Origin of the sequence: Paenibacillus aceris (genome assembly GCF_017874035.1) — a bacterium.
Taxonomy (GTDB): Bacteria; Bacillota; Bacilli; order Paenibacillales; family NBRC-103111; genus Paenibacillus_E; species Paenibacillus_E aceris.
In genome coordinates this window covers 161,526-186,693 of sequence record NZ_JAGGKV010000006.1, presented here as the reverse complement: position 1 = coordinate 186,693, position 25,168 = coordinate 161,526, and the positions used below count along the sequence as shown (strand labels likewise).

Here is a 25,168-nt window from a genome sequence, read left to right as displayed (position 1 = left end):
AAACCTCCTTTACAATGAGATCATCTTGTTGTAAAGGAGGTTTTTTTGGATGAACAAATATAAGTATATCGCACTAATTCTGGTCACAACCTTTGTCATGGGAGTTGCTTTTCCCGTTGGGAAGGTAGGGATGGCGTATGCGACGCCTTTCTTTTTGATGGGAATCCGCTTTGTTTTGGCAGGGGGAATATTGGCTGTTATCGTTTGGAAAAAGTCTCGTCCAGTTGGCTGGATGTGGGGCAAAGCGGCGTTAATCGGGCTGTTTCAATCTGCCGGCGTGATGGGCTGTGCCTATTACAGTATGAACTGGATCACCTCGGGTGAATCCTCAATTATTACATGCACGAACCCGCTGCTCGTTATCGTACTGGGTACTTTCTTGACGGGAGCAAAGTACCGCGGGCGCCAATGGATCGGCGTAGCCCTCGGTTTTATCGGTGTGCTCATTACCTTTGGACTTCAGATGAATTTCCAGGCGGGTATGCTGATTGGCTTTGCAGGTGCAATCTTTTTCGCTGCATCTACGCTGCTCATTAAGCGATGGGGAGTTGAGTTTGATATGACAGTGCTGGCAGCTTATCAAATGCTTGCAGGTGGGATTGCGCTTCTCCTTCTGAGTGCAGTGACTGAGCATCCGTATTTTACATTTACGTCTACGTCCGTAGCTGTGGTGCTTTGGCTTGTTATCTTGGGATCGATCGTTCAATTCTCCCTTTGGTTTTATTTGCTTCGCAGCGGAGACCCGGCCAAAACTAGCGCCTTCTTGTTTCTAGTTCCGGTGTTCGGGCTTCTCTCCAGTTGGCTGCTGCTTGGTGAAAAGGTCGCGTGGTATGTCGGTCTGGGCGGTGCTTTTATCTGTGTGGGTATCTTTTTGGTGAATTGGGAGGGGAAGGCACGCTCTGAGGGGCGTTTGGCGAGAGTACGATGATGGTGCTAAAACAAAAGCGGAACCGCACCTCGCATGGCCGGTTGGAGCCACATTACTTGGAATCCCCCCCACCCGGCACCGATAAGCATGTTCTACAGCGCGTTAAAGAGTGAAATTTGAGCCAATCCCGCAATAATCGCCGGAATTCCCACACCTCCATTACCCCGATGGAGGTGTTTTTGTCTTCCTTTTACCGCAGAAAAACAAAAATAAAAATAATTATTCAAAAACAAACAAAGATGTGATAAGATAAACCCATCAAAAACAAACACATACTCATGGGATGTAACAAGGAGACTTTGGGCCGCTGCTCGAAGATCCCTATAATTAGGAGGTACTTATGGTTGCGAATTTGTGGGAAGCAGAAAAGGCAAGTAACGTATCAAAAGGCGTAGAGGAATTGGTATACCGTTCCAACTTACTAGGGACAGATCGCGCAGTTGCTAACTGGGGCGGAGGCAATACTTCTTACAAAACAATCGAGAAGGATTTCCGCGGCCGTGACGTTGAAGTGATGTGGGTCAAAGGAAGCGGTTCCGACCTTGCGACGATGAAAGCAAAGAATTTCACAGGTCTTCGCATGGAAGATATTCGTCCTTTGTACGAAAGAGACGAAATGTCCGATGAAGAAATGGTCGCTTACCTTGTAAACTGCATGATCGACAGCAAGCACCCGCGTGCTTCGATTGAGACGCTTTTACATGCGTTCTTGCCTTTCAAACATGTGGATCACACGCATCCGGATGCGATTATCTCGCTATGCTGCGCTCATAACGGCCGTGAACTGGCGAAAGAAATTTATGGCGACCGTTTTGTATGGGTACCTTATGTACGTCCTGGTTTCACACTTTCCAAAATGATCGCTGAAGGCGTAAGAAACAACCCGAAAGCCGAGCTAGTGCTGATGGAGAAGCATGGTTTGGTTACATGGGGCGAAACATCCGAAGAGAGCTACCTCAAAACGCTTGCGATCATCAATGAAGCTGAAAGCTTTATCGAAGCGCGTGTCAATGAAGGTAACCTGTATGGCGGCTCCAAATACGAGTCTCTTTCCGATTCCGAGCGCAACGATATTTTGGCGCAAGTGCTGCCTATCGTTCGCGGTGCTGTAAGCCAAGAGAAGAAAATGATCCTTACAGTCGACAGCGCTGACGATGTATTGAAGTTCGTAAACAGCAAAGATGCAGCTGTACTATCCCAAGTAGGCGCAGCATGCCCGGATCACTTGGTTCATACAAAAATGAAGCCGCTGTACATCGACTGGAATCCGAACACCCGTGATGCGGTTTCCTTGACAGAGGCACTGCAAGCAGGCATCGCAGCATACAAAGAAGAGTACAAAGCCTACTTTGAGCGTAACAAAAATGAAGGCGACGTGATTTTCGAAACGGCTCCTCGCGTTATTTTGATTCCGGGAATCGGGATGATTAACACTGGCAAAAGCTGGGCAATGGCGCAAGTAAGCGGCGCGCTTTATCACCGTGCAATCTCCGTAATGAGAGGCGCAACAGCTCTTGGAACGTTCGTTTCCTTAAGCGAAAACGAGTCTTACAACGTGGAATACTGGCCACTTGAACTATATAAATTGACGCTTGCTCCTGCAGAAGCGGAATTCTCCCGCAAAATCGCTTTCATCACAGGCGGCGCAGGCGGAATCGGAAGCGTAACAGCTCGTCAATTCCTCAAAGACGGCGCGCACGTCGTGCTGGCAGACCTGAATCTTGAAGGTGCACAGAAATTAGCGGCTGAGCTGAACGAGCAATATGGCGAGAACAGAGCTATTGCCGTGAAAATGGACGTAACGAAGGAAGAAGAAGTGGAAGCCGCATATCGCGATTCGATTCTCAGCTACGGCGGTATTGACATTATCGTGAATAACGCGGGCCTTGCGACGTCGAGTCCTTTTGATGAAACTTCCCTCAAAGAGTGGAACTTGAACATGAACGTGCTCAGCACAGGATATTTCTTGGTAGCTAGAGAAGCGTTTAAAATTATGAAAAAACAAAACGTTGGCGGAAGCATGGTATTCGTTGGCTCCAAAAACTCCGTATTCGCAGGTAAAAATGCTTCTGCTTACTCAACAGCAAAAGCGGCTGAAATTCACTTGGCACGTTGTATCGCAGCCGAGGGCGGCGAGTACGGTATTCGCGTGAACTCCGTATTGCCGGATGCAATTCTGCAAGGTTCCGCGATCTGGAATTCCAACTGGCGCAATGAGCGCGCTGCTGCTTATGGCATTGAACCGGATCAACTGGAAGAGCACTACCGTAAGAGAACGACACTGCTTGTTAATATTTTCCCGAAAGACGTTGCGGAAGCTATCGTGTACTTCGCTTCTTCCAAAGCAGAGAAAACGACTGGCTGCATGCTCACAGTTGACGGCGGCGTTCCGGCTGCATTCACCCGCTAATCCGTTCCATATCCAAAAGGAGGCTATTATCCGATGAGCGATAAAGCATATGCGCTGTTTGAAGAACAGCAAGCAAATAGAGGTATTGATCTGGCTGCCGTAAAAGCCAAGCTGAAAGCCCTCAAAGTAGAAACTCCATCCTGGGGCTACGGGGATTCCGGGACTCGCTTCAAAGTGTTCAAGCAAAACGGCGTGCCGCGCAATCCTTTCGAGAAGTTCGAGGATGCAGCACAGGTTCATAAGCTGACGGGTGTATGCCCGTCGGTTGCGATCCATATTCCTTGGGATAAAGTGGACGATTATGCGAAGCTGAAGCAGCATGCGGCTGATCTAGGCGTTTCCATCGGAGCAGTGAACCCTAACCTTTTTCAAGAGGATGACTATATCTTCGGCAGCGTGACGAATTCGAACGCAGCGATTCGCCGCAAAGCGACGGATCACTTGCTGGAGTGTGTGGACATCGCCAAAACAGTGGGTTCTGACATTTTGAGCCTATGGTTCGCTGACGGTTCCAACTACCCGGGGCAAGTGGATATTCGTGCACGCAAAACTTGGATGTATGAAGCGCTCAAAGAAATGTACGACGCTATGACTCCAAGCATGCGCATGTTGATTGAATACAAGTTCTATGAGCCTGCCTTCTACCACACGGATTTGGCTGACTGGGGCATGGCGTTCAATATGGCCAACAAATTAGGTCCTCAAGCGGAAGTGCTTGTAGACACTGGCCACCACCCGCAAGGTACAAACATTGAGCATATCGTGACTTACTTATTAGATGAAAATAAACTCGGCGGCTTCCACTTCAACTCTCGCAAATATGGGGATGATGACTTAATTGTAGGATCCGTAAATCCTTACGAATTGTTCTTGATTTTCTACCAAATCCTTGATGCATCAAACGATAAAAACCCGCAAATTCGTCAAGCAGCAAACAATATTGCGTACATGATCGACCAAAGCCACAATATTGAGCGTAAAATTCCTGCGATGCTGCGTTCTGTGCTAAACGTTCAAACTCAGTACGCAAAAGCGCTGTTGATCAACCTGGACGAAGTAAAAGACGCTCAAGAGCGTCAAGACGTTCTTGGTGCGGAAGACGCGGTTCGTAAAGCTTTTGAATTCGACGTGACACCGCTGCTGCATGCGGTTCGTGAAGAAATCGGCGTACCTGTGGACCCGATGAAAGCTTACTTAGAAAGCGGCTACGACGAAAGCATTAATGTTCGCGGCAAAGGCGGTGCGAGCTGGTGAGTAAACCCTCAAGCGTTCTGGCCTTTGATTTGGGAGCAAGCAGCGGCAGAGCGATCGTCGGACGCCTTGATTCTGAAGCGGGCCAAGTGACGATCGAGGTAATTCACCGCTTTTCGAATGATCCGGTGAGGGTGGCGGGCCGCCTTCACTGGGACATTTTGAGATTGTTTCATGAATTGAAGCAAGGTATTTTACAGACAAAGCATTTGGGCTATACGGATATCGAAAGTTTGGCCATCGATTCCTGGGCGGTAGATTTCGGTCTTCTCTCCAAGAATGGCGAGTTGCTTGGGAATCCATACCATTATCGCGATCACCAGACCGACCATGTCATGGAGAAAGTGTTCGCAACCGTAGGTCGCGAAAAGCTTTATGCCAAAACGGGACTACAATTTCTGCAATTCAACTCCATTTTTCAATTGGCTGCGATCAAAGAGCGAAATCCGGAACTGCTTGAGCGTGCTGAAACGCTTTTGATGATTCCTGATTTGCTCCGCTACTTCTTAACTGGCGAGAAACATAGCGAGTACACGAACTCTACGACGACACAGCTCTTGAATGCGACAACAAAGACGTGGGATGCAGACCTTCTGGAACAGCTGGATCTTCCAGGCGATTTGTTACTGGAGCCGGTTCCTTCGGGCACACGTCTAGGCTCATTAACCCAAGACATCTGCGAGGAGCTTGATGTTGCTTCCATCCCTGTCATAGCCGTTGGCGAGCATGATACGGCTTCTGCCGTTGTTGCGGTTCCTGCGCTAGACGATGACTTTGCTTTTTTAAGCTGCGGCACTTGGTCTTTATTGGGCACTGAAACGATGGAGCCAGTCCTAACCGAAAAGGCTTTAGCGTGGAACTTCACGAACGAAGGCGGCGTGTATGGCACGAACCGTTTACTGAAGAACATTATGGGCTTGTGGTTGATCCAAGAGTGCAAACGGACGTGGGATAAGGAAGGCAAAAACCTCAGTTTTGCCGCTCTTGTCAAGCTTGCTGAACAGGCGAAGCCGTTCCAATCGTTCATCGATCCGGATGACGATATGTTCCTGAATCCTCAGCATATGCCGAAGCAAATTCAGCAGTATTGCCGGGAAACGCAGCAGACGGAGCCGCAGTCTGAAGGTGAGATCGTACGTTGTATTTTGGAAAGCTTAGCTCTCAAATACCGGTTTGTCCTGGAGCGGACCGAACAGCTCACGGGGAAAACGTACCCTGGACTTCATATCGTTGGCGGCGGCATTCAAAATGAGCTGCTCTGTCAATTTACTGCGAGTGCTACAGGGCGCGAGGTTTGGGCAGGTCCTGTCGAGGGTAGTGCCTTAGGAAACCTTGTAGTACAATGGATAGCATTAGGGTATATCGCGAATTTACGCGAAGCCAGGAAGCTGATTCGGAATTCGTTCCCGGTCAAAACGTACATCCCCGAGGATGGCGCGGGTTGGCAGGAGGCGTATGCAACATTTTGTCAGGTGGCGTCCCGATCGAGGATGAAATGAGGGAAGACGATGCTGGTAGCGGAAAGATGGCAGAGAATCGTTCAGTTAGTTAATGAAAGAGGAAGCATTCGCGTGACGGAGCTCAGCGAGCTGTGTCAAGTAACGGAAGAAACGATTCGAAGAGATTTGGATCGGTTGGAAAGCGAAGGCAAGCTGATGCGCAGCCATGGCGGAGCCGTTAGCGTGAAGGAAGCGCAGTCGGAAGTCCCTTTCCTGGAAAGGGAAACGGCGCATGCCGATTTCAAAAACAGTATTGCGAAGGAAGCGGTATCGCATATTCGTGAGGGTGACAGAATCATTTTGGACGCGAGTACAACGGCTTGGTATATGGCCAGATTGATTCCGGATATGCCTCTGACCATCCTGACGAATTCGATGAAAGTTGCCCTTGAGGTTAGCGGCAAAGAGAAGATCCAAGTGATCTCAACCGGAGGACTTCTCTCGCCTAAATCGTTGTCCTATGTAGGACCACTGGCGGAGAGATCGCTGGACATGTACCACGTTCATAAGCTTTTCCTCTCCTGCAAAGGGGTTCATATTCAGCGCGGCATCAGCGAGTCGAACGAGCTTCAAGCGCTTATTAAGCGCAAAATGATCTCGATTGCCGACGAAACGTACCTGCTGGCCGATCATAGCAAATTCGGTATGCAATCTTTAACGCAAGTGGCGGCTTGGCCCGAAATTAAGCATGTCATTACAGACGGACAAACGAATAAGGAAGACGTGGACCGGATTCGTGAAAAAGGTGTGCACGTCATTCAATTAGATAAAGAGTAATCGACATTGTTCCTTCCATCACCAGTATGTTCTCTCGTACTGAGGATGGTTTTTTATATAGCCAAATGCCTCTGTGGAGGGAACGATTCAGGAAGGGAGTTAGCTGCAACATGAAAGTATCGATGTTCATTACGTGCCTCAGCGATCTGGTATATCCCAAGGTTGGCGAGTCTATCGTTCATTTACTTGCAAAATACGGAGTCAAGCTGGACTTCCCGGCGAAACAAACGTGCTGCGGCCAGCCCGCCTTTAATAGCGGTTATTGGGATGAGGCACGGGGCTCCGCTTTGACTCTGCTGGAAGCTTTTGAAGACAGCGATTTTGTCATTTCGCCTTCGGGTTCCTGTACAAGTATGATTCATCATTATTATCCGAAGCTCTTTGAAAATGATCCTACTAATTTAGCTCGAGCCAATCGTCTCGTAGAGAAGACCTATGAATTCACACAGTTCCTCGTACAAGTGTTAGGGGTCACAGATGTGGGAGCTGTATTCCCGCACAAAGTGACTTACCATCCTTCCTGCCACGGCAGCAGGCTTTTGGGCGTTAAAGCTGAACCGATGCAGCTGATGCAAAATGTTCGGGGCATGGAACTGCTGCCGCTTCCTCATGCAGAGGATTGCTGCGGGTTTGGCGGTACTTTTGCGGTGAAAATGTGCGATATTTCCGGTGCGATGGTTTCGGAGAAATCCGACCACGTGCTCGAGACGGAAGCCGAAGTGCTCGTTGGACTTGACATGGGCTGTTTAATGAATATTGCCGGTAATTTGTCCTACCGTGGGAAACCTGTGAAGGTGATGCATCTGGCGGAATTATTGGCTGAGGGAGTGAAACTTGCCCATGAGCGAGCATAAACCAAGCGGTACGGTGAAGGATCGATCCAAGATCGCGCTGAACAACGACTTCCTGCGCAATGCGGTGAAATTCACAACGGAGCGCCTGAAGAACGGGAAGCTGGCTGCGACCGCCGAGCATGGCAATTGGGAAGAGTGGCGTGAACGCGGACGAGAAATTCGGCTGCATACGATTGCGCACCTCGACTATTATCTTGGCAAATTTGTTGAAAATGCAAGGGCGCAAGGGGTGCACGTTCATTTCGCAGCTGATGCGGCTGATGCTGTCCGCTTGACGATGCAGATTGCCGAGCACAAAAAAGCGAAGAGCGTCGTGAAGTCCAAGTCGATGGTGTCCGAGGAACTGCATATTAACCATGCGCTGGAGCAAATCGGAGTCGAGGCAATTGAGACGGATCTCGGTGAATATATCATTCAACTTGCCGGCGAAACGCCTTCGCATATCATTATTCCGGCGATTCACAAAAACCGGTATCAGATCGCAGATCTTCTCTCCGAGGACGCAGGGGAAAAATTAGAGCCGGATACCGGGATTTTGGCCGGGTATGTGCGCAGGAAGCTGCGCGAGAAATTCCTTGAAGCCGACATTGGGATGACGGGCTGTAATTTTGCCATAGCTGAAACAGGCTCAATGGTGCTTTTTGAAAATGAAGGAAATGCGCGGATGGTAAGCACCATCCCTAAGACACAGATTACGTATATGGGGATGGAACGTATTATTCCTACATTGGATGATCTCGAAGTCATGGCGACATTGCTGCCTCGTTCCGCTACCGGACAGAAGCTGACCGTGTACATGTCCGTCATTTCCGGTCCGCAGCGCAAACAGGACGGCGACGGCCCTGAGGAGATGCACATCATCATCCTCGATAACGGGCGCTCCCTGCAGCTCGGCGATCCAGAGTTCCAGGAATTGCTGAATTGCATTCGCTGCGGTGCTTGCTTGAACGCCTGTCCGGTGTACCGCCATATTGGCGGTCATGCCTACGGAGGCGTGTATAGCGGACCGATTGGCGCCGTGTTGACGCCGGCTTTGAACAAAAATGTCGACCAGTGGGACGACATCGCGAACGCCTCCAGCCTCTGCGGGGCTTGCTATGAGGCGTGCCCGGTGAAAATTCCGCTGCATGATATGCTTGTATACCTTCGCCAACGCAAAGTAGAGCGCGGATCGACGGATTTTGCCGAGAAAATGGGCATGAAGGGCTTTAATTTCCTTATGTCGGATGCGAAGCGTGTGAAGGCGCTTATTAAGCTTGGTCGCGTCGGGCAGAAGCTGCTCGTTCGAGACGGTCATATTAAAGCGCGGATCGGGCCTCTCAAAGGCTGGAATTCGTATCGTTACGCGCCGAGCATGGCGAAGAAGACGTTCCGTGAATCGTGGAAAGACATCGAACAGGAGCTAGAGGGTACCTTCCCTGAGCTTGACGCTGTTATGAAAGCGCGCATGGAGAAGCTCGTGGCGGATCGCAATAACGGCGGGGGAGGACATCATCATGGCTAAATCAGATGCCGCATTTCTTAAGCAACTGCATGAGGAAGCCCTGAAGAAGCAAGAGGCTTTCTTCGCAAATATTTCGACACGCCTAGGCAGAGCGAAGCCACTGCAGACTGCCCCAGCGCACCCGATGAAGGGTGCTCCTGAATTTTGGGAGGGAGTTGACCTCCCGCTAGAGGAGCGTATTCAGCTGTTCATGACGAACTGGCAGAAAGCGGGCGGACACACCAAGCGCCTGTCAGGCATGGCGGAAGCGGAAGCTTTTATTGCTGATTTTATCGTAAAAACGCAGGCAAAACACCTGATCATGCAGGATCAGGCGGAGCTGGAGACGCTGCGTTCGAGCTTGGCTGCTCAGACAGACACAAACATCACGGTGTGGAACGCGGAGGGGGCATCCCCTAAGGCCAAGGACGAGCTAGTCGCGAAAGCGGCCGGCGCAGATATTGGCATCGTGGCTGTCGAGCATGCCGTGGCTTACACCGGCTCGCTGGTGGTCACTTCAGATGCAACGAGAGGGCGGAGCGTCAGCTTGCTGCCGACGACGTTCATCGCGATTATCCCCGTGGAGCGTCTCCGGACGAAGCTGGGCGAGGTTCTGCGGCCTTTCGACGAGCTTGCCTTAGGTGAGCGGCCGGCAGGCATCCATTTCATCTCCGGTCCGAGCCGGTCGGCGGATATCGAGAACGATTTGACCATTGGCGTGCATGGTCCCGGTATCGTTTATGCATTGATTATTGAATAACTTACGAATAATGGACATGTTCGCTTATGAAAGGGAATTATGATCCTCTATTTTCCTGAAATCAGCCTAGTTGGCATAAATAGCGGCCTGTAGTTCCCATCGCACCCAAGTAAGTCTGGAGATCGGGGGCTTTCGTAGCTATTGACGCCAAAAGCCAAGGAGCTAAGCGCATTCAAGCCGCTTAGCTCCTTTTTCATGTTTTTTTATTTGTTAACGAACGTACCATTCTCCCGACACCCAGTCGGTCGACTTCCATCGCAGAACATCTGGATTAGCCAGATGCATAATCTCCTTTAGGAAAGCCAGCTGTTCCAGCTCAGTCATGGGTTTAAAGCTCTTGGCGATGGATAAATTCTTTTCGAGCTGCTCCATCGATTCCATGCCCACAATCGATGTAGAGATCGGCAGGGAGAACGTGTATTGAAGCGCCTTCTCGTACCAGGGGGCAAGTTTGCCAAGCGCCATCACTTTCATGCCGATAACGGCGATGCCTTTCTCATTAGCCTTGGGCAGAAACTCATGCGCGAAGCTGTACACGAGGTGGTCAGCAGCCGAGAGCGCAACGAGCGCGCTGTCAAACGGGTACCGGTCGATGGCTTCCAATTGAACACGAGGATTCGTGTGTCCGCTAATGGAGATATGCTTGATCATGCCTTGTTCTTTGGCTTCAATCAGCGCTTCTAGAGCACCGCCTTTGGCAAAGCATTTATCCAGCTCTTCCATCGTCATAATGTTGTGCAGGCGCCATTCTTCCACATGATCCGTTTGCAGCCGTTTCAGGCTCTCTTCCAGAAGCTTCAATGAACCGTCTCTCGTACGGTCATTCGTTTTAGTCGCAATCCAGACATCCTTCCTGCGGCCGTGCAGCGTTAACGCTTTGCCGAGCCTTTCTTCCGACTGGCCTTTTGAATAGCTCGGCGCCGTATCAAAATATGTAATCCCTTCGTCAATCGCGCGATTTACGATCGCAATTGCTTCTTCTTCCGTGCAGTTGTGCTCGTCTACGATTCGCTGTGCGCCAAAGCTAAGCAGAGGAAATTGCTGCCCGGTCCGGCCAAACATACGTTTCTCCATGTTCATCGCTCCTTATGTATGAAGACTGCTTACTTCATTTCTAGCGTTTCCTAAAAGGCTGCCAGATCATACCATCGTCACTCTAAAATACTGATATCGATTTTAGCAGGAATTGTTTCTCCTTAAGTATAAATTAGGAAAGAGGGGGACGCCATATTTCGTCATCATTTCTTATCATTCACAAAAAATACATGACTATAGACCTATTTTTCCGGTGAAAAAGATTGTAATTTATAACATAAAAACCTATCATTATGTACATAGAAGGTTTTTTTTGTCGAATTATGGTGAGTGTCATACTTGGCTTCATTTATTAGAGAAAAGGGGTGCCTTGATTATGGAGAAATCATCACTAATTGGAATTGTTTTAGCGCTTATATCGATTGGTGTGGGTATGGTATTGAAAGGGGCAAGTTTGGTAGCGCTATTAAATCCTGCAGCTGCGCTCATTATTTTCGGTGGAACCGCATCAGCCCTATTTATTGCTTTTTCATTAGAAGAAATAAAGAAGATTCCGACCTTATTAAAAATTATTTTTACCGAACAGAAATTAATGCCTAAAAAGGAACTGATCAATACGTTTATCGAATGGGTATCTATCACACGGCGCGAAGGCTTGCTTTCTCTTGAAAAACAAGCCGAAGAGTTATCGGACCCTTTTATGAAAAGCGGAATGCGTCTCATTATTGACGGAAATGATCCTGATTTCGTGCGCGACGTCCTGCTTGAAGATATTGCCGAAATGGAAGCGAGACATAAGAAATATGCGGGTATTTTCACGCAAGCCGGTACATATGCACCGACACTCGGTGTGCTTGGCGCCGTTGTAGGTTTGATTGCCGCCCTAGGTAATTTGAGTGAAGTAGAGAAATTGGGGCATCTGATTTCGGCTGCCTTCGTTGCTACAATGTTCGGAATTTTTCTGGGTTATGTTATTTTTCACCCCTTTGCTAACAAGCTGAAGCAGAAGTCCAAGAAGGAAGTTGAGATTAAACTCATGGTGGTTGAAGGCTTGTTGTCTATTCAATCCGGCGTCTCTGCAAACTCTGTGAAGCAAAAAATGATGATCTTCGTGGCCAACAGCGATCGCGCGGCCTATGACGAAGAAGAGAAAGGGGCCGCTCCTCAGTGAGTAAAAAGAAGAGGCATGAGGACCATGAAGAACACGTTGATGAATCCTGGCTCATTCCCTATGCGGATTTGCTTACTTTGCTGCTAGCTCTTTTTATCATTCTGTTTGCGTCCAGTCAGTTGGATTCGAAAAAATACGATTCGATTATGCGCTCCTTGAACAATGCGTTCACGGGCGGGGAAGCACCCTTCGCGGTGTCCAATTTGATCCCCATTGAAGATGCGGCGAACTCCACCAAGAACAATAACAAGAACCAGAATCCAGAAGCAAAAGACCAGAGTAAAACGGATAGCCAACTAGCCGCCAAGCTGCAAAAGGAAGAAAAGGATCTGGAAGAATTGAAGAAAAGCATGGATGCTTTCATCAAAGAAAATCAATTGAATGAGCAATTAACAACCAAGCTGGATAACGAGAAATTAACGATTACGATCAGTGATCGCGCGCTGTTTGATTCCGGCTCGGCGACGATTAAGCAAGACTCACAAAAGCTGGCTGTTTCTATGGCCGGCATGCTGTCGAACTACCCGGGGTACCAGGTTGAGGTGGGAGGACATACGGATAATATCCCGATACACCGGACTGATTTTGAGACTAACTGGGATTTAAGCGCCAAGCGAGCCGTCAATTTCATGAAAATCCTGCTGAATAACGGTAAAATCGACCCGTCCTCTTACTCGTCAGTCGGATACGGGGAGTACCGGCCGATTGCATCGAATGATACGACAGACGGCAGGGCCAAAAACCGCCGGGTTGAAGTAAGCATCTTACGCAACATTAAAGCGACCGATGAGATTGCAAAATAAGTTCATACGGGAGAAAAGGTCAAGGCCCGAGGGTTCTTGGCCTTTATTATTGGTGTATGGACCATGGACTATCATAATGCTGTAGAGCAGGCTTATCTGTGAGGCTAACGTGCGCGTATCCAACACAGCCAATAATCCGAAGGGGTAGAGGGGAAGATAAAAGCAATCAACCTGAAAAGGAGCATAGCGCTTGGATTCTACCTATGAGCATACATTTATCCCGTTAACGACCGTTTCGAGCGGCGAAGGCAAAGAAGTGAACATTGACATTTATTGCTATTGCATTCAATTCGTCAATATATGTTTGATTGGCAATCCAACTAGTAAGACGAAGACTTGGTTTCTCGTTGACGCCGGTATGCCGCATTCCGCGGACAATATTATTCGGCTGGCGGAAGATCATTTTGGCGCACAGACGAAGCCGGAGGGGATTATTTTGACCCATGGGCATTTTGATCACGTTGGTGCGATTGAGGAACTGTTGGAGCATTGGCAAGTGCCTGTGTATGCACATGAATTGGAAATCCCGTATCTTACGGGAAAAGCCAATTATCCCGAAGGGGATGCAACGGTAAACGGCGGCCTTATTAGTGAACTTTCTCCGCTATTTCCGAATCATGGCATCAACATTGCGAATCATGTGAAGATGCTGCCTGCTGACGGATCCGTCCCAGGACTGCCTGAATGGAAGTGGCTTCACACGCCGGGACATACACCAGGGCATATTTCCCTTTTTCGTGAAAAAGACCGCTCACTGATTGTCGGTGATGCTTTTGTTACAGTGAAGCAGGAATCACTCTACCGCGTGATCCTTCAAACGCAGGAAATCAGCGGACCTCCGAAGTATTCTACGACGGAATGGGAAGCGGCAGCGGAATCTGTAAAAAAGCTGAACGATCTTCGTCCCAGCTTAGCTGTTACCGGTCATGGAACTCCGATGCGCGGGGAAGAATTGACGAGTCAATTGGCGTATTTGGTTGATAATTTCGAAAAGGTTGCGCAGCCGGAGGAGGGCCGATTTGTGCATTAAAGATGCTGGTCTGCGTGGGGCGACACAGTAGTGATTCAGCAACGGTACGCCAATGAGCTGGGGACGAGCAGTGATCCGGCAGCGGCAGAGGCACAGCAAGCGAACTAGCAGTCGCAATGAGCAACAGAGGGAGGGAACTACAGGGCGCTATTCCCGCGAAATCAACATAGAAATGCCAAATAGAGGACCAGGGTTCCCACTCGAAACAGAAATCAGTCAATTTTGCCAAAATAGAGCCTTTTAGTTCCGCCATCGGGGTACAGAGCACGAAAAAGGACCTAAGGGAAATCCATTAGGTCCTTTTTCGATTACCCTATAATGACAGGCTCTTTTTTCTCCTTCGTTTCTTGAGGAGTAGTTTTTGTATTGGAGTCAGCTGCTTCATCCTGCATATTCTCAGCAAGTTCTTCCTCTGTATGCTCATTCCAGATTCGTCCGCCACTTACAGCTGCATCAGCACCAGCACCTCCGGCAGCACGGACAGCCCCGACAGCCCTATCAACACCGCCGCGAGAAATATCATGATTATCGCTGCTATCACCAACAGCACTTTCTGCAATTGAATCAGCAGCAATAGCAGCAGATTCACGAGAATTTACGCTTGTATCACCGATCTGAAATTTGCTGATCTCCGCAAATAACTGCTCAGCTAAGGCAAGAATGTCATCCGATTCTTCGGCAATGCGGCGGATGGAGGCATCCTGCTCAGTGGATGTTGAGTTGACCTCTTCAACGCCGGCGGCTGTTTCCTGGGCAATCGCCGCTACGAACTGAACAGAATTAACAAGTGTATCGTTCTTGGAGCGCGCTTGTTCGATTTTTAGATGAATGTGCTCGATCTGTTCCTTGATGCCATTCATAGAGTGTTCGATGCTCTCGAAGGAGCTGAGCGTGTCCGTTACACGATGATTCTGTGTATTCGCAGAATCCCTTGCCTCCAACAGCGAGCTTTGCAGCTCTTGGATTTGCTTTTGCAGCGCCTGCGTAATGCCGCTGATCGTCTTGGACGAGTCGTTCGTTTGCTGCGACAGCTGACGAACCTCATCCGCGATCACGGAGAAGCCGCGGCCGTGCACGCCGGCCCTTGCCGCTTCAATCGCGGCATTCAAGGCCAGTACGTTCGTTTGCGTCGATATCTCCGTGATCGAACGTGTGATGGCGCCAATCTGATTCGAGCTGGCGGCTAGAGTCTGCATAGCTGCATCCACTTTGTGCAGCACAGCCTGAGACTGTTCGGACGAGGCTTTTAACGCCCTGACAAAACCTGTCCCTTGCAGTGTGCCTGCTGCGGCCTCATCACTTGCGCGAATCATTTCGTGCGTGTAGGCGGTAATGTCGCGAATTTCTGCTTCAAGCTCTGCGATGATGAGGGAGCTGGACTCGGTTTTCATGGCTTGCTCATCTGCGCCATTCGAAATTTCATTGATCGCTTTCAGGATATCCGTGTTGGCGGTCGCCGTGAGCTGAGAGAATCGATGAAATTCATGCGAGTGTTCACTTAAGGAAGAAGCGATCTGCTTCGTAGTATGAAGCATAAGCCGAACCTGCAGGATCATATGATCGAAGCTTTGACTGAGCTGACCGAGCTCATCCTTAGAGGTTGCATTAATGGTTTGGGTTAAATCCCCGGCGGCGATTAGAGAAACAGCCTTTTGCAGTCTCTGAATCGGACGGACGAAAGAGCGGATAAGGAAGAAAGCGATCAAGACGGTAATGACAAGCACGAGAACGGATGCGTACATCATAACCAGACTAGTACTGTCCAGGGCTTTCGTGGAGGAAAGGATCGCCTGATCCGCAGACTCGGTGTAGGTTACATAAAACTTATCGACGAGATCGAAGATGGTCGTTTTCAGATCTTGCGATTCATTATATAAATACATCAGATTTATTTCTAAATCTTTTGTGCTCGTTCCGTTATTGACCTGAATCATTTTTGCAGCAGAATCAAAATTATTTATGTAGTCTACGGAGGCTTGTATCAATTGGCTGCGCCACTTTTGCTGATCGGGTGTAGCGGCGGTATCGCCTATTTTTTTAACATAATCGTTAAAAGGTTGACGCTTTGCATTGTATTTAAATATGTATTCGGGTTTCTTCGAGATCTCGAGCCCTGACGCAATGATGTTCATGTCTTGAACCATTTCCTTAAATTCAAGTGCCATTACTTTGAGCGCGACCTTGTCATTTTGATCGTTTAGATGTTGTTTGATTTGACTGACCTGGTGGAGATTGAAAAAGGCAACAGCTAGAAAAATTAGCAGCACTCCACTGAAGCTAACGATTAATTTGGAACGCATGGTCATATTGAAAACGAATAACCTACTCACACTCATCCCTCCATAAATAGACAAGATCTGATTTTTTTCTTGTTTCTACTTATTAATATAGGATGCTTCTATTAACTAAAGCGTCGAATTGTGTAAATAACATGTAAAATTAACCATACACATCTACCAAAAGGCCTATAAAAAAAGTTTTACATTACGTTTACGTTTCTTGGGTTTGGAATTTACATTCGATTGTTACGATGTATTTGTAAGTTAGTTGCGAGGGACAAACAAGGAAATCGAAACTAACCAGATCAGCAACATAAAATAAAAGGAGGACATGCTGACTATGTTCAAGTTCATGTCGAAAAAAGGGATTACATTTACACTTTCCGCGGTATTAATGATGGGGTCATTGGTTGGATGCGGAGCTAAAACAGAAACAAATAGCGCTTCTCCAACACCTGCTGCAAGCACAGCTGCAACTGCGTCGGCAAAGCCTTCCGATACGCCTAAGACAGAACTTACTGGTACAATCACAGCTTCCGGTTCAAGCGCACTTCTTCCATTAGTTAAGCAAGCAGCAACAGAGTTTATGGAAAAGAACCCGAAAGTAACGATCAACGTTACAGCAGGCGGTTCAGGCACAGGAATTAAAAACGTAGCTGATGGCACTTCCGATATCGGTAACTCCGACGTTGAGCCAGCCGCTGAATTTAAAGATAAAGGTCTTGTTGACCACCAAGTTGCAATTGCTCCATTCGCATTTATCGTAAATAAAGATGTAAAAGTTGATAATGTAACGAAACAACAAGCAGCTGATATTTACATGGGTAAAATCACAAACTGGAAAGAAGTTGGCGGTAACGATGCAAAAATCGTGCTTGTACACCGTCCAGACAGCTCCGGTTCCCGTACACTTGTGAAAAACATCATTCTTGATGGCAAAGATTTCACAAAAGACGGAATCACGCAAGAAAACAGTGGTGCTATGAAAACGGCTGTAGTTGGTCAATCCAGCTCCATTGGTTATGTAGATACTCCTTACATCGATGATACAGTAAAAGCTTTGAAAATTGACGGTGTGGCGTTCTCCGAAGAAAACATCAAAAACGGTTCTTACAAATTGTACGGTGTTGAGCACATGTACACAAAAGGTGAAGCGAAAGATCCAGCTAAAGCTTTCATCGAGTATATCTCCAGCAAAGAATTCCAAGGTAAACAAGTTCGTGACCTGAAATTCTTGCCTGCTGATCTGCTTAAAAAATAATGGGTTCATCCATCGAGAGCGTCCGCAACATGCGGGCGCTCTTTGTGCTGATTTGAGTCACATTCCGATAAACTTTTACATTCCCTTTACAATTCATTAACGATCCAATGACATTCATGTCCTATCATAAATGTATGCATGTTAGGGCATGTGGTATTAAATAAAGGGGGATTAACCCAGTGAATTCCGTAGCAGACAAACTATCAAGTGCGAGCTCAGACACAGACAACAAAAGTCGTCCAATTGTTTCTAAATGGACCCAAGGACAACATAGACAAGACAGCATCATGAGATGGGTGTTTGTCGGTAGTGCTGCTCTTGTTTCAGCAATTATTTTCTCCATCATTGTATTCGTCGGTATGCAAGGGTTAAAAACTTTTCAGGGAGTAAGTCCTTTGGAGTTTTTCTTCTCAACGGACTGGACGCCAGGCTCAAATAAATTCGGAGCGTTTCCTTTTCTATACAGCACTCTGCTTATGACGCTCGTTTCGGTAGTTTTCTCTGTACCGCTAGCATTGTCCGGGGCGTTGTTCATGGCCAAAATTGCACCCAAATGGATGCGCGAAATCATGCGTCCTGCCACTGACTTGTTCGTAGGGATTCCTTCGGTCGTTTACGGTCTGATCGGGATGACGGTCATTGTTCCAGCCTTAGGTAAATTAACCGGCGATGTCGCTTACGGCATTCTGCCTGCCTCTATCATACTAGCGATTATGATTCTACCGACTATTCTCTCCATTTCGGAGGATGCTATCCGCGCTCTTCCGAGCCGGCTGGAAGAAGCCTCTCTGGCACTCGGAGCTACACGCTGGCAAACGATGTGGCGGGTATTGCTGCCGGCAGCTAGGCCGGGTATTTTAACGGCGATTATTCTAGGTATGGGCCGCGCGATTGGTGAAACCATGGCTGTGTTTATGGTTATCGGGAACTCGCCGCAAATGCCGAAATCCTTGCTGGATTCCACAACGGTATTAACAACGGCTATCGTGAAGGACATGGGAAATACAAGCTACGGATCAACTTGGAACAATGCCTTGTATTTGATGGCGCTGCTTTTACTTGTGATCTCCTTATCCTTAATCATCATTATTCGTATCGTTGCAAAAAGGAGTGAAGTGAAATGACAAGTAAAACGACGGATCGTCTTGCTACGGTTTATTTCTGGGCATCGGGTATTGTGATTATCGGTATCTTGGCTTGGTTTCTCATCCGTATTTTGGGGGATGGGATTCCACATTTGTCCTGGCATTTCATCTTCGGTAAACCGGAGGAGATCAAAGCTGGCGGTGGTGTAGGACCACAGTTATTCAACTCTTTCTATGTCTTGATCTTGTCTTTATTGATCTCCATTCCAATTGGTTTATTTTCAGGCATATACTTAGCTATTTACGCGCAAAAGAATTGGTTTACGGACCTTGTCCGTATTTCTGTTGAGGCTTTGTCATCTGTACCTTCCATCGTTTTTGGTTTATTTGGATTCTTGCTTTTTGCCAATTTGCTTGGGTTGAAGTTCTCCATTCTCGGCGGCGCGGCGACGGTAGCCCTGCTGAATTTGCCGGTAATGGTGAGGGTAACGGAAGAATCGATTCGTACGGTTCCGGATTCTTATTGGGAAGCAAGCTTAGCGCTTGGTTCAACGAAGTGGCAGGCGATCCGCAAAGTTCTGATTCCTGCGGCGCTGCCTAGCTTGATTACGGGGATCACGCTGATTGCAGGACGTGCATTGGGTGAATCCGCTATTCTTATTTACACAGCAGGCTTATCGGTTTCCCGATTCTTCCCGGATTTCAACCCAATGAACATGGGAGAGACATTATCCGTTCATCTCTGGTATGTAGGTGCTGAAGCGCTCGTTCCGGATGCCAAGGATATTGCCAAGGGAAGTGCCGCGCTGCTCTTGATCGTCGTACTTATCTTTAACCTTCTAGTCAGCATACCAAGCCGAATCTTACAAAAAAGACTTTCCGGGGGGAAATAACGATGGCGATCGCGACCATGACAAAGATCAAAGCAGATAAATTGAACTTATTTTACGGAGAAAATCACGCACTTCACGATATCGACTTGACGATTGAAAAAGGAAGCATCGCAGCGTTGATTGGACCTTCAGGCTGCGGAAAATCAACGTTCTTGCGTACTTTGAACCGCATGAATGATTTAATAGACGGCGTTCGAATTACGGGAAATGTAGCTGTAGACGGCCATAATATTTACGGTTCTGATTCTGATGTTGTTTCTTTGCGTAAAAGAGTGGGCATGGTGTTTCAACGCCCAAATCCATTTCCAATGAGCATCTATGACAATATTGCTTACGGCCCGCGTATTCACGGTATCAAGAAGAAAGCCTTGCTCGATGAAATCGTGGAACGCAGCCTTGTACAAGCCGCGCTGTGGGATGAAGTGAAGGATCGCTTGAACAAATCCGCGCTAGGTTTGTCGGGCGGACAGCAGCAGCGGTTATGTATCGCCCGTTTACTTGCGGTTGAACCGGATGTATTGCTGATGGATGAACCTACTTCTGCATTAGACCCGATTTCAACACTGAAGGTTGAAGAATTGACTCAGACTCTTAAAGATAAATACACGATTATTATCGTAACTCACAACATGCAGCAGGCAGCCAGGATTTCCGATATGACATCCTTTTTCTTAAACGGGTACTTAGTCGAAACCGACAAAACAGATAAAATCTTTACGAATCCGAACGATCAGCGTACTGAAGATTACATTACGGGAAGATTCGGCTAACTACTACTGGAAGGGGCAACGTACATGGACGCAAGACCCGGGTTTCACCAATCATTAACTTTATTGCAAACAGAATTACTGGAGATGGGGGAAAACGTCAAGGAATTGATTCTTAAGTCCGTTGATTCCCTGGCAACGCTCAATGAGAAGGCTGCACAGCAAGTAATTAAAAATGACGATCAGATCGATGATTATTTAACCAGAATCGATGAGCTGTCGCTGCGTCTCATTGCGCTGCAGCAGCCTATGGCAAGCGATTTGCGAATTATCGGCACAGCACTCAAAATCGCCACGGATTTGGAGCGCATCGCCGACCATGCGGTGGACATCGCCAAAATCACGATCCGCTTCGCGGGAGAAGAGCTTGTGAAGCCGCTTGAAACGATTCCACAGATGGCGGATATCGCCATCGAGATGCTGCAGGAAAGCCTCGTTTCCTACATGGAGCGCGATGTACACCGGGCCGCGGCGCTGGCTGAGAAGGATGATCGTGTAGATAAGATGTACAGCACCGTGATGACAGAGCTAATGGGTATGATGAATTCCGATTATCACCGTAATCGTCAGCTGACGCATTTGCTGCTCGTTGCCCACTTCCTGGAGCGTGTAGCGGATCACACGACAAATATCGGTGAAGGCGTCATTTATATGGTGACTGGGAAACGTAAGGATTTGAACGTGTAAAATGGTTATGAATTAGATATTGAGATTGAAGAAAGGGTGTCCAAAGTAGAATTCCTACTTTGGACACCCTTTTTTAATATTAGCCGCTGTTCCCGCGGGAATCCCCGCGAACAGCGATGAAAAACATCGTTGCAGCAGCGCAACGATGCCCGCCCCTCTCCACGACGATGAAAAACATCGTTGTGCCCAGAAGTAACCGCTGTTCCCGCGGGAATCCCCGCGAACAGCGATGAAAAACATCGTTGCAGCAGTGCAACGATGCCCGCCCCTCTCCACAACGATGAAAAACATCGTTGCAGCAGCGCAACGATGCCCGCCCCTCCCCACAACGATGAAAAACATCGTTGTGGCAAGAAGTAACCGCTGTTCTCGCGGGAATCCCCGCGAACAGCGATGAAAAACATCGTTGCAGCAGCGCAACGATGTCCGCCCCTCTCCACAACGATGAAAAACATCGTTGTGGCATGAAGTAACCGCTGTTCCCACGGGAATCCCCGCGAACAGCGATGAAAAACATCGTTGCAGCAGCGCAACGATGCCCGCCCCTCTCCACAACGATGAAAAACATCGTTGTGGCAAGAAGTAACCGCTGTTCTCGCGGGAGCTGCATTGCGCGGGATATAAATAGCCGCTTGCCTGCAACGCAACGAAAAAAAAGCCGATCCTATTTAGAATCGGCGGCATCCTTAGGAACGGGGAAGCGAATATAAAAAGTTGTCCCCTTCGGACTGGATTGGACTTCAATGGAGGCATGATGTCTGGCTGCAATGCTGTAGCAAATGGCTAAACCGAGGCCTGTACCTTCATCCTTCGTGGTGAAGAAAGGGCGTCCGAGCTTCTCCAAATGCTTCTCGTCGATGCCTGTCCCTTCGTCCGAGATAAGCAAGACAACGTGTTCGTTCTCACAGTACGTTTGAATGTTCAGCGTGCCGCCGATCGTCATAGCTTCTAGCCCATTCATGCACATATTTAAAATAAGCTGACGCATCTCTTTATCGTCAAGGTGGATGACTGGGCAATCCTCGAATTGGAATTGAACGTGCTTGCCTGACATGACAGCTTCCGCCTGGATGAGCGGGATCAGCATTTCAATGATCCGGTTGATCTGATCCGGCTGCTGATGGGATTGTTTATTTTTGGCCAGAGATAAATATTCGGTAATAATTTCGTTGGCCCGATCCAGTTCTTCGAGCATGATCGGAATATACTCTTTTTGCATATTGCGATCGTTTTCACGAAACAATTGTAAAAATCCGCGTATCGTCGTCATCGGGTTGCGAATCTCATGGGCGATGCCGGCGGCCATTTCCCCCACCAGATTAAGTTGGGCAAGACGGGCCATCTCTGTTTCAAAACGCAAGCTTTCCGTAATATCAACAGCCACCTGAAGCAAGCAGCTTTCATTTTCGATATCGATGATTTCCGTGGAGAGCAGTGCAGTCCTAACTTCTTTGGATTTGGTTTCATATTTCACCTTGCAGTTATGAACAACCTCTCCGCAGCTGACGGATTCCCCGGATTCCGGACGTAGAAGATCCATGCTTGTCCCGATGATTTCGTCACCATATCCTGTGTATTGCTTCCAACTCTCATTGATCTCAATATAGCAAAGATCAGGCAGACGGCGGATAGCCATCAAAGAAGGGGAGAGCATGAACATTTTCTTGAAATGGTCCTGTGATTTCAGCAGTTTCTCATGAGCGTCCACCAGCTCAGAAGTCCGCTCTTCGACCCATTGTTCTAAAAGTGTGTTTTGCTGCTTTAATTTTTCCTCCGCTTCCGCCAGCTTGCGGTTGGTCTCCTCGAGATCCAGCGTGCGCTTATGGAGGAGTTCGCTTTGATATTTGATTTTCTGGTGTCCCAGGTGCATATTGACGAAAGCATCCACTTTCATGCGCAGCATTTCGGGATGAACGGGCTTGAACAAATAGTCAATGGAGCCTACATGATAGCCCTTTAACACATGCTCAATCGATGTACTAAGGGCCGTAAGGAAGATGATCGGAATATCCTGACAAGCTTTGCGCTGCTTGATCAGTTCGACGGTTTCAAAACCGCTAAGTCCTGGCATTTGAACATCCATTAGAATAACAGCAATATGGTCGGCGGGTTCCTTTAATAAATATCGAAGAACCTCCTCACCGGATTGCAGTGAAATAACATCATAGTGGGAAGAGGCCAGTATGCTATTCAGAGCCAGCAAGTTCTCATAGCGGTCATCTACCGCCAAGATTTTGACTTGTTGTTCCATTTCAAATCCTTTCCGTGCTTGTACATGCAATTGTACGCACCTAGCAATCGTCCTTCTATTTTTTCGTGGCGAACATCGAATTCCCTCTTTTTTATTTTAAGTCTTTACATACATTTTACATATGGATAATAAAGGTTGTCATTTCGTTTGATAGACTGAAGACATACTTATATTGATACAAGGGATGATGGACATGAGCAGTCAGTCAGAAGAGCTAAGTCAATTTTACGATATCATAGAAAAAGGTTCTATTCACTCAGTCTATCAACCTATTGTTTCCTTGCAAGACGGTCAGGTGATGGGGTATGAAGCGTTAATTCGCGGACCTAAAGAAAGCAGGTTCCATTCTCCTCTGATTATGTTTCAATTCGCAGAGAATCATGGTGAGTTGTACAAGCTTGAGCAGCTGGCGCGTGAGAAAGCGATTCAGGCTTCCATTTTGGAAGATCCGCAGCAGCTGCTTTTTATAAATATTTCTTCTCATGTGTTGTATGATCCTGGATTCATTCCTGGTAAAACATTGGAAATATTGCAAAAATACGGGCTTCGTCCAAGCAACGTCGTATTTGAAATAACGGAGAGAACCTCTATCGAGGATTTCTCTTTAGCCCAAAAAATACTAGCGCATTACCGGAAACAAGGTTACCGGATTGCGATCGACGACGCTGGTGCAGGGTATTCCTCTATGCAGGCTATCGCCGAGCTGCAACCGGATTTTATTAAAATCGACCGCTCCCTTATCCAGGATATTCATAAAAACAAAGTGAAAGAGTACATATTGGAAACCTTTGTAACGTTTGCGCAAAAAATGCACATTTCCCTTATTGCCGAAGGCATTGAACAGGAAGATGAACTGACCAAATTAGCCCGGCTCGGCGTGCATTATGCGCAGGGGTTTTTGCTTGGAAAGCCACAGACAACTCATGCTAAGATTCAGGACAGCTTGAAGAGGTTAATCTGGCAGCAGCGTAAAGCACAAGGAGGCTATATGACCTGGAGTATTGGCGATCTAAAAACACCGGTGAAAGTGTTCGACAGAAAGGTGCCGATTTCGGAAGTAGCGGATTATTTCAAAAAAAATCAGGAAGCTGTGGGCGTCGTCATCGTTAGTAGAGAAGAGCCTGTCGGCCTTATGATGAGAGAGCGCTTGTTTCAGCAACTGGCTGGACAGTACGCGTACTCTTTGTTCTGGAACCGGACGATTGATAGTGTCATGGATGATTCACCGCTAATCGTGGACGAGTTTTTGTTAGTTGAACAAGTGTCGCAGATGGCGACATCGCGCTCAATTCATCATTTATATGATCTTGTCATCATAACAAGCGTCGGGAAAATGGCAGGGATTGCTTCAATTCGGTCAATTTTGGAGAGCATAACCAATGTACGGATGGAGTCGGCTCGAGTGGCGAATCCACTGACAGGCTTGCCGGGGAACTTGCAAATTAATAGGGAATTGAATAAACGAATCAATGAAAGTAAACCTTTTCATGTTGTCTACGCAGATCTGGACTATTTTAAATGGTTCAATGACCGGTTCGGTTTTCAGAAAGGGGATCAATTGATTCAATACACCGCGGACATTATGCAGCAGGCTATTTCGGTTTGCGGGACACCGCTTGATTTTGTGGGGCATGTAGGAGGCGATGATTTTATCGCAATATCGTCTACGGCAGCTCCCGAGCTGCTGTGTCAGGAAATGATACGCAGATTCGAGCAGGGCGTGCAGATGTTTTACGAAGATGAGGAATGGGAGTATGTGTGGGACAGGAGCGGCAACAAGGTTAAAAGCGAGGGAGTCACATTGTCGCTATCACTAGTCGTTTGCAGCTGTGAATCTCCCATTTCACTTGAACATATTTCACATACCGCGGCTGTCCTCAAAAAGAAGGCAAAAGCATATCCAGGCAGCATTTATTATTTTCAAAATATAGGGTAGCATTTGCC

General features: G+C 47.7%; 21 protein-coding genes. 17 read left to right on the top strand and 4 right to left on the bottom strand.

The window, feature by feature from the left end; all coding sequences use genetic code 11:
- The first annotated feature begins 49 nt into the window (after positions 1–49).
- The 8 genes from J2Z65_RS13685 to J2Z65_RS13650 all read left to right on the top strand — a co-directional run bounded on the left by J2Z65_RS13685 (position 50) and on the right by J2Z65_RS13650 (position 9,962).
- Positions 50–928, top strand: coding sequence for a DMT family transporter (locus tag J2Z65_RS13685; RefSeq protein WP_167060898.1), 879 nt, complete (start codon positions 50–52; stop codon positions 926–928).
- 340 nt (positions 929–1,268) lie between these two features.
- Entirely contained in the window at positions 1,269–3,338 is a 2,070-nt protein-coding gene (locus J2Z65_RS13680) for a bifunctional aldolase/short-chain dehydrogenase (protein WP_167060894.1), read from the top strand.
- 33 nt (positions 3,339–3,371) lie between these two features.
- Complete coding sequence (gene rhaI / locus J2Z65_RS13675) at positions 3,372–4,592, top strand: L-rhamnose isomerase (RefSeq protein ID WP_167060890.1); 1,221 nt, start codon at positions 3,372–3,374, stop codon at positions 4,590–4,592.
- Positions 4,586–6,088 (top strand): rhamnulokinase, encoded by a 1,503-nt coding sequence (gene rhaB, locus J2Z65_RS13670; protein ID WP_167062671.1) that lies wholly within the window; start codon positions 4,586–4,588, stop codon positions 6,086–6,088. The genes rhaI and rhaB overlap by 7 nt, the downstream gene beginning before the upstream one ends.
- Before the next feature lie 9 nt (positions 6,089–6,097).
- Complete coding sequence (locus J2Z65_RS13665; RefSeq protein WP_167060885.1) at positions 6,098–6,865, top strand: DeoR/GlpR family DNA-binding transcription regulator; 768 nt, start codon at positions 6,098–6,100, stop codon at positions 6,863–6,865.
- Positions 6,866–6,975: 110 nt separating this feature from the next.
- Positions 6,976–7,719, top strand: a complete 744-nt coding sequence (locus J2Z65_RS13660) for a (Fe-S)-binding protein (protein ID WP_167060881.1) — start codon at positions 6,976–6,978, stop codon at positions 7,717–7,719.
- The gene (locus tag J2Z65_RS13655; protein ID WP_167060878.1) at positions 7,706–9,223 is read left to right on the top strand and encodes a LutB/LldF family L-lactate oxidation iron-sulfur protein; all 1,518 of its coding nucleotides are present in this window, start codon (positions 7,706–7,708) and stop codon (positions 9,221–9,223) included. The genes J2Z65_RS13660 and J2Z65_RS13655 overlap by 14 nt, the downstream gene beginning before the upstream one ends.
- On the top strand, positions 9,216–9,962 hold the full coding sequence (locus J2Z65_RS13650; RefSeq protein ID WP_167060875.1) for a LutC/YkgG family protein: 747 nt from the start codon (positions 9,216–9,218) through the stop codon (positions 9,960–9,962). The genes J2Z65_RS13655 and J2Z65_RS13650 overlap by 8 nt, the downstream gene beginning before the upstream one ends.
- A 210-nt stretch (positions 9,963–10,172) precedes the next feature.
- Here J2Z65_RS13650 and J2Z65_RS13645 read toward each other — a convergent pair whose 3' ends face one another.
- Positions 10,173–11,036: an aldo/keto reductase gene (locus J2Z65_RS13645; RefSeq protein ID WP_167060871.1), complete on the bottom strand. Its 864-nt coding sequence runs from the start codon at positions 11,034–11,036 to the stop codon at positions 10,173–10,175.
- Between the two features lie 337 nt (positions 11,037–11,373).
- Between J2Z65_RS13645 and motA the strand changes: the two genes are divergently transcribed.
- From motA to J2Z65_RS13630, 3 genes are all read left to right on the top strand, one after another.
- Entirely contained in the window at positions 11,374–12,168 is a 795-nt protein-coding gene (gene motA / locus J2Z65_RS13640; RefSeq protein WP_167060868.1) for a flagellar motor stator protein MotA, read from the top strand.
- A complete protein-coding gene (motB, locus tag J2Z65_RS13635; RefSeq protein ID WP_167060864.1) occupies positions 12,165–12,971 on the top strand; it encodes a flagellar motor protein MotB in 807 nt (268 codons plus the stop codon). The genes motA and motB overlap by 4 nt, the downstream gene beginning before the upstream one ends.
- 190 nt (positions 12,972–13,161) lie before the next feature.
- Complete coding sequence (locus J2Z65_RS13630; RefSeq protein ID WP_167060859.1) at positions 13,162–14,001, top strand: MBL fold metallo-hydrolase; 840 nt, start codon at positions 13,162–13,164, stop codon at positions 13,999–14,001.
- A gap of 308 nt (positions 14,002–14,309) precedes the next feature.
- Here J2Z65_RS13630 and J2Z65_RS13625 read toward each other — a convergent pair whose 3' ends face one another.
- A complete protein-coding gene (locus J2Z65_RS13625; RefSeq protein WP_167060855.1) occupies positions 14,310–16,331 on the bottom strand; it encodes a methyl-accepting chemotaxis protein in 2,022 nt (673 codons plus the stop codon).
- A gap of 289 nt (positions 16,332–16,620) precedes the next feature.
- Here J2Z65_RS13625 and J2Z65_RS13620 point away from each other — a divergent pair, with 289 nt between their 5' ends.
- The 5 genes from J2Z65_RS13620 (at position 16,621) to phoU (ending at position 20,973) form a co-directional block, all read left to right on the top strand.
- Positions 16,621–17,541 carry a phosphate ABC transporter substrate-binding protein gene (locus J2Z65_RS13620; protein ID WP_167060852.1) on the top strand — a complete coding sequence of 307 codons (921 nt, stop codon included), beginning with the start codon at positions 16,621–16,623 and terminating at the stop codon, positions 17,539–17,541.
- A 179-nt stretch (positions 17,542–17,720) separates the two neighbouring features.
- The gene (gene pstC / locus J2Z65_RS13615) at positions 17,721–18,665 is read left to right on the top strand and encodes a phosphate ABC transporter permease subunit PstC (RefSeq protein WP_167060849.1); all 945 of its coding nucleotides are present in this window, start codon (positions 17,721–17,723) and stop codon (positions 18,663–18,665) included.
- Entirely contained in the window at positions 18,662–19,519 is an 858-nt protein-coding gene (pstA, locus tag J2Z65_RS13610; protein WP_167060844.1) for a phosphate ABC transporter permease PstA, read from the top strand. Before pstC ends, pstA begins: the two co-directional genes overlap by 4 nt.
- Positions 19,520–19,521: 2 nt before the next feature.
- Entirely contained in the window at positions 19,522–20,289 is a 768-nt protein-coding gene (gene pstB / locus J2Z65_RS13605) for a phosphate ABC transporter ATP-binding protein PstB (protein ID WP_167060841.1), read from the top strand.
- Between the two features lie 24 nt (positions 20,290–20,313).
- Positions 20,314–20,973 carry a phosphate signaling complex protein PhoU gene (gene phoU, locus J2Z65_RS13600; RefSeq protein ID WP_167060836.1) on the top strand — a complete coding sequence of 220 codons (660 nt, stop codon included), beginning with the start codon at positions 20,314–20,316 and terminating at the stop codon, positions 20,971–20,973.
- A gap of 54 nt (positions 20,974–21,027) precedes the next feature.
- Here phoU and J2Z65_RS13595 read toward each other — a convergent pair whose 3' ends face one another.
- Together J2Z65_RS13595 and J2Z65_RS13590 are read right to left on the bottom strand one after the other, a co-directional pair.
- Positions 21,028–21,528: a hypothetical protein gene (locus J2Z65_RS13595; RefSeq protein WP_209855882.1), complete on the bottom strand. Its 501-nt coding sequence runs from the start codon at positions 21,526–21,528 to the stop codon at positions 21,028–21,030.
- Positions 21,529–21,637: 109 nt separating this feature from the next.
- On the bottom strand, positions 21,638–23,224 hold the full coding sequence (locus J2Z65_RS13590) for an ATP-binding response regulator (protein WP_167060832.1): 1,587 nt from the start codon (positions 23,222–23,224) through the stop codon (positions 21,638–21,640).
- Positions 23,225–23,417: 193 nt separating this feature from the next.
- On the opposite strand from J2Z65_RS13590, the gene J2Z65_RS13585 reads away from it, so the two are divergent.
- Positions 23,418–25,160 (top strand): GGDEF domain-containing protein, encoded by a 1,743-nt coding sequence (locus J2Z65_RS13585; protein WP_167060827.1) that lies wholly within the window; start codon positions 23,418–23,420, stop codon positions 25,158–25,160.
- The last annotated feature ends 8 nt before the right edge of the window (positions 25,161–25,168 follow it).

Coding starts and splice junctions, on each gene's coding strand:
- J2Z65_RS13685 (WP_167060898.1), top strand. CDS start 50: ATGAACAAATATAAGTATATCGCACTAATTCTGGTCACAACCTTTGTC.
- J2Z65_RS13645 (WP_167060871.1), bottom strand. CDS start 11,036: ATGGAGAAACGTATGTTTGGCCGGACCGGGCAGCAATTTCCTCTGCTT.
- J2Z65_RS13660 (WP_167060881.1), top strand. CDS start 6,976: ATGAAAGTATCGATGTTCATTACGTGCCTCAGCGATCTGGTATATCCC.
- J2Z65_RS13665 (WP_167060885.1), top strand. CDS start 6,098: ATGCTGGTAGCGGAAAGATGGCAGAGAATCGTTCAGTTAGTTAATGAA.
- J2Z65_RS13655 (WP_167060878.1), top strand. CDS start 7,706: ATGAGCGAGCATAAACCAAGCGGTACGGTGAAGGATCGATCCAAGATC.
- J2Z65_RS13590 (WP_167060832.1), bottom strand. CDS start 23,224: ATGGAACAACAAGTCAAAATCTTGGCGGTAGATGACCGCTATGAGAAC.
- motA (WP_167060868.1), top strand. CDS start 11,374: ATGGAGAAATCATCACTAATTGGAATTGTTTTAGCGCTTATATCGATT.
- J2Z65_RS13620 (WP_167060852.1), top strand. CDS start 16,621: ATGTTCAAGTTCATGTCGAAAAAAGGGATTACATTTACACTTTCCGCG.
- pstB (WP_167060841.1), top strand. CDS start 19,522: ATGGCGATCGCGACCATGACAAAGATCAAAGCAGATAAATTGAACTTA.
- J2Z65_RS13680 (WP_167060894.1), top strand. CDS start 1,269: ATGGTTGCGAATTTGTGGGAAGCAGAAAAGGCAAGTAACGTATCAAAA.
- pstA (WP_167060844.1), top strand. CDS start 18,662: ATGACAAGTAAAACGACGGATCGTCTTGCTACGGTTTATTTCTGGGCA.
- phoU (WP_167060836.1), top strand. CDS start 20,314: ATGGACGCAAGACCCGGGTTTCACCAATCATTAACTTTATTGCAAACA.
- J2Z65_RS13585 (WP_167060827.1), top strand. CDS start 23,418: ATGAGCAGTCAGTCAGAAGAGCTAAGTCAATTTTACGATATCATAGAA.
- J2Z65_RS13650 (WP_167060875.1), top strand. CDS start 9,216: ATGGCTAAATCAGATGCCGCATTTCTTAAGCAACTGCATGAGGAAGCC.
- rhaI (WP_167060890.1), top strand. CDS start 3,372: ATGAGCGATAAAGCATATGCGCTGTTTGAAGAACAGCAAGCAAATAGA.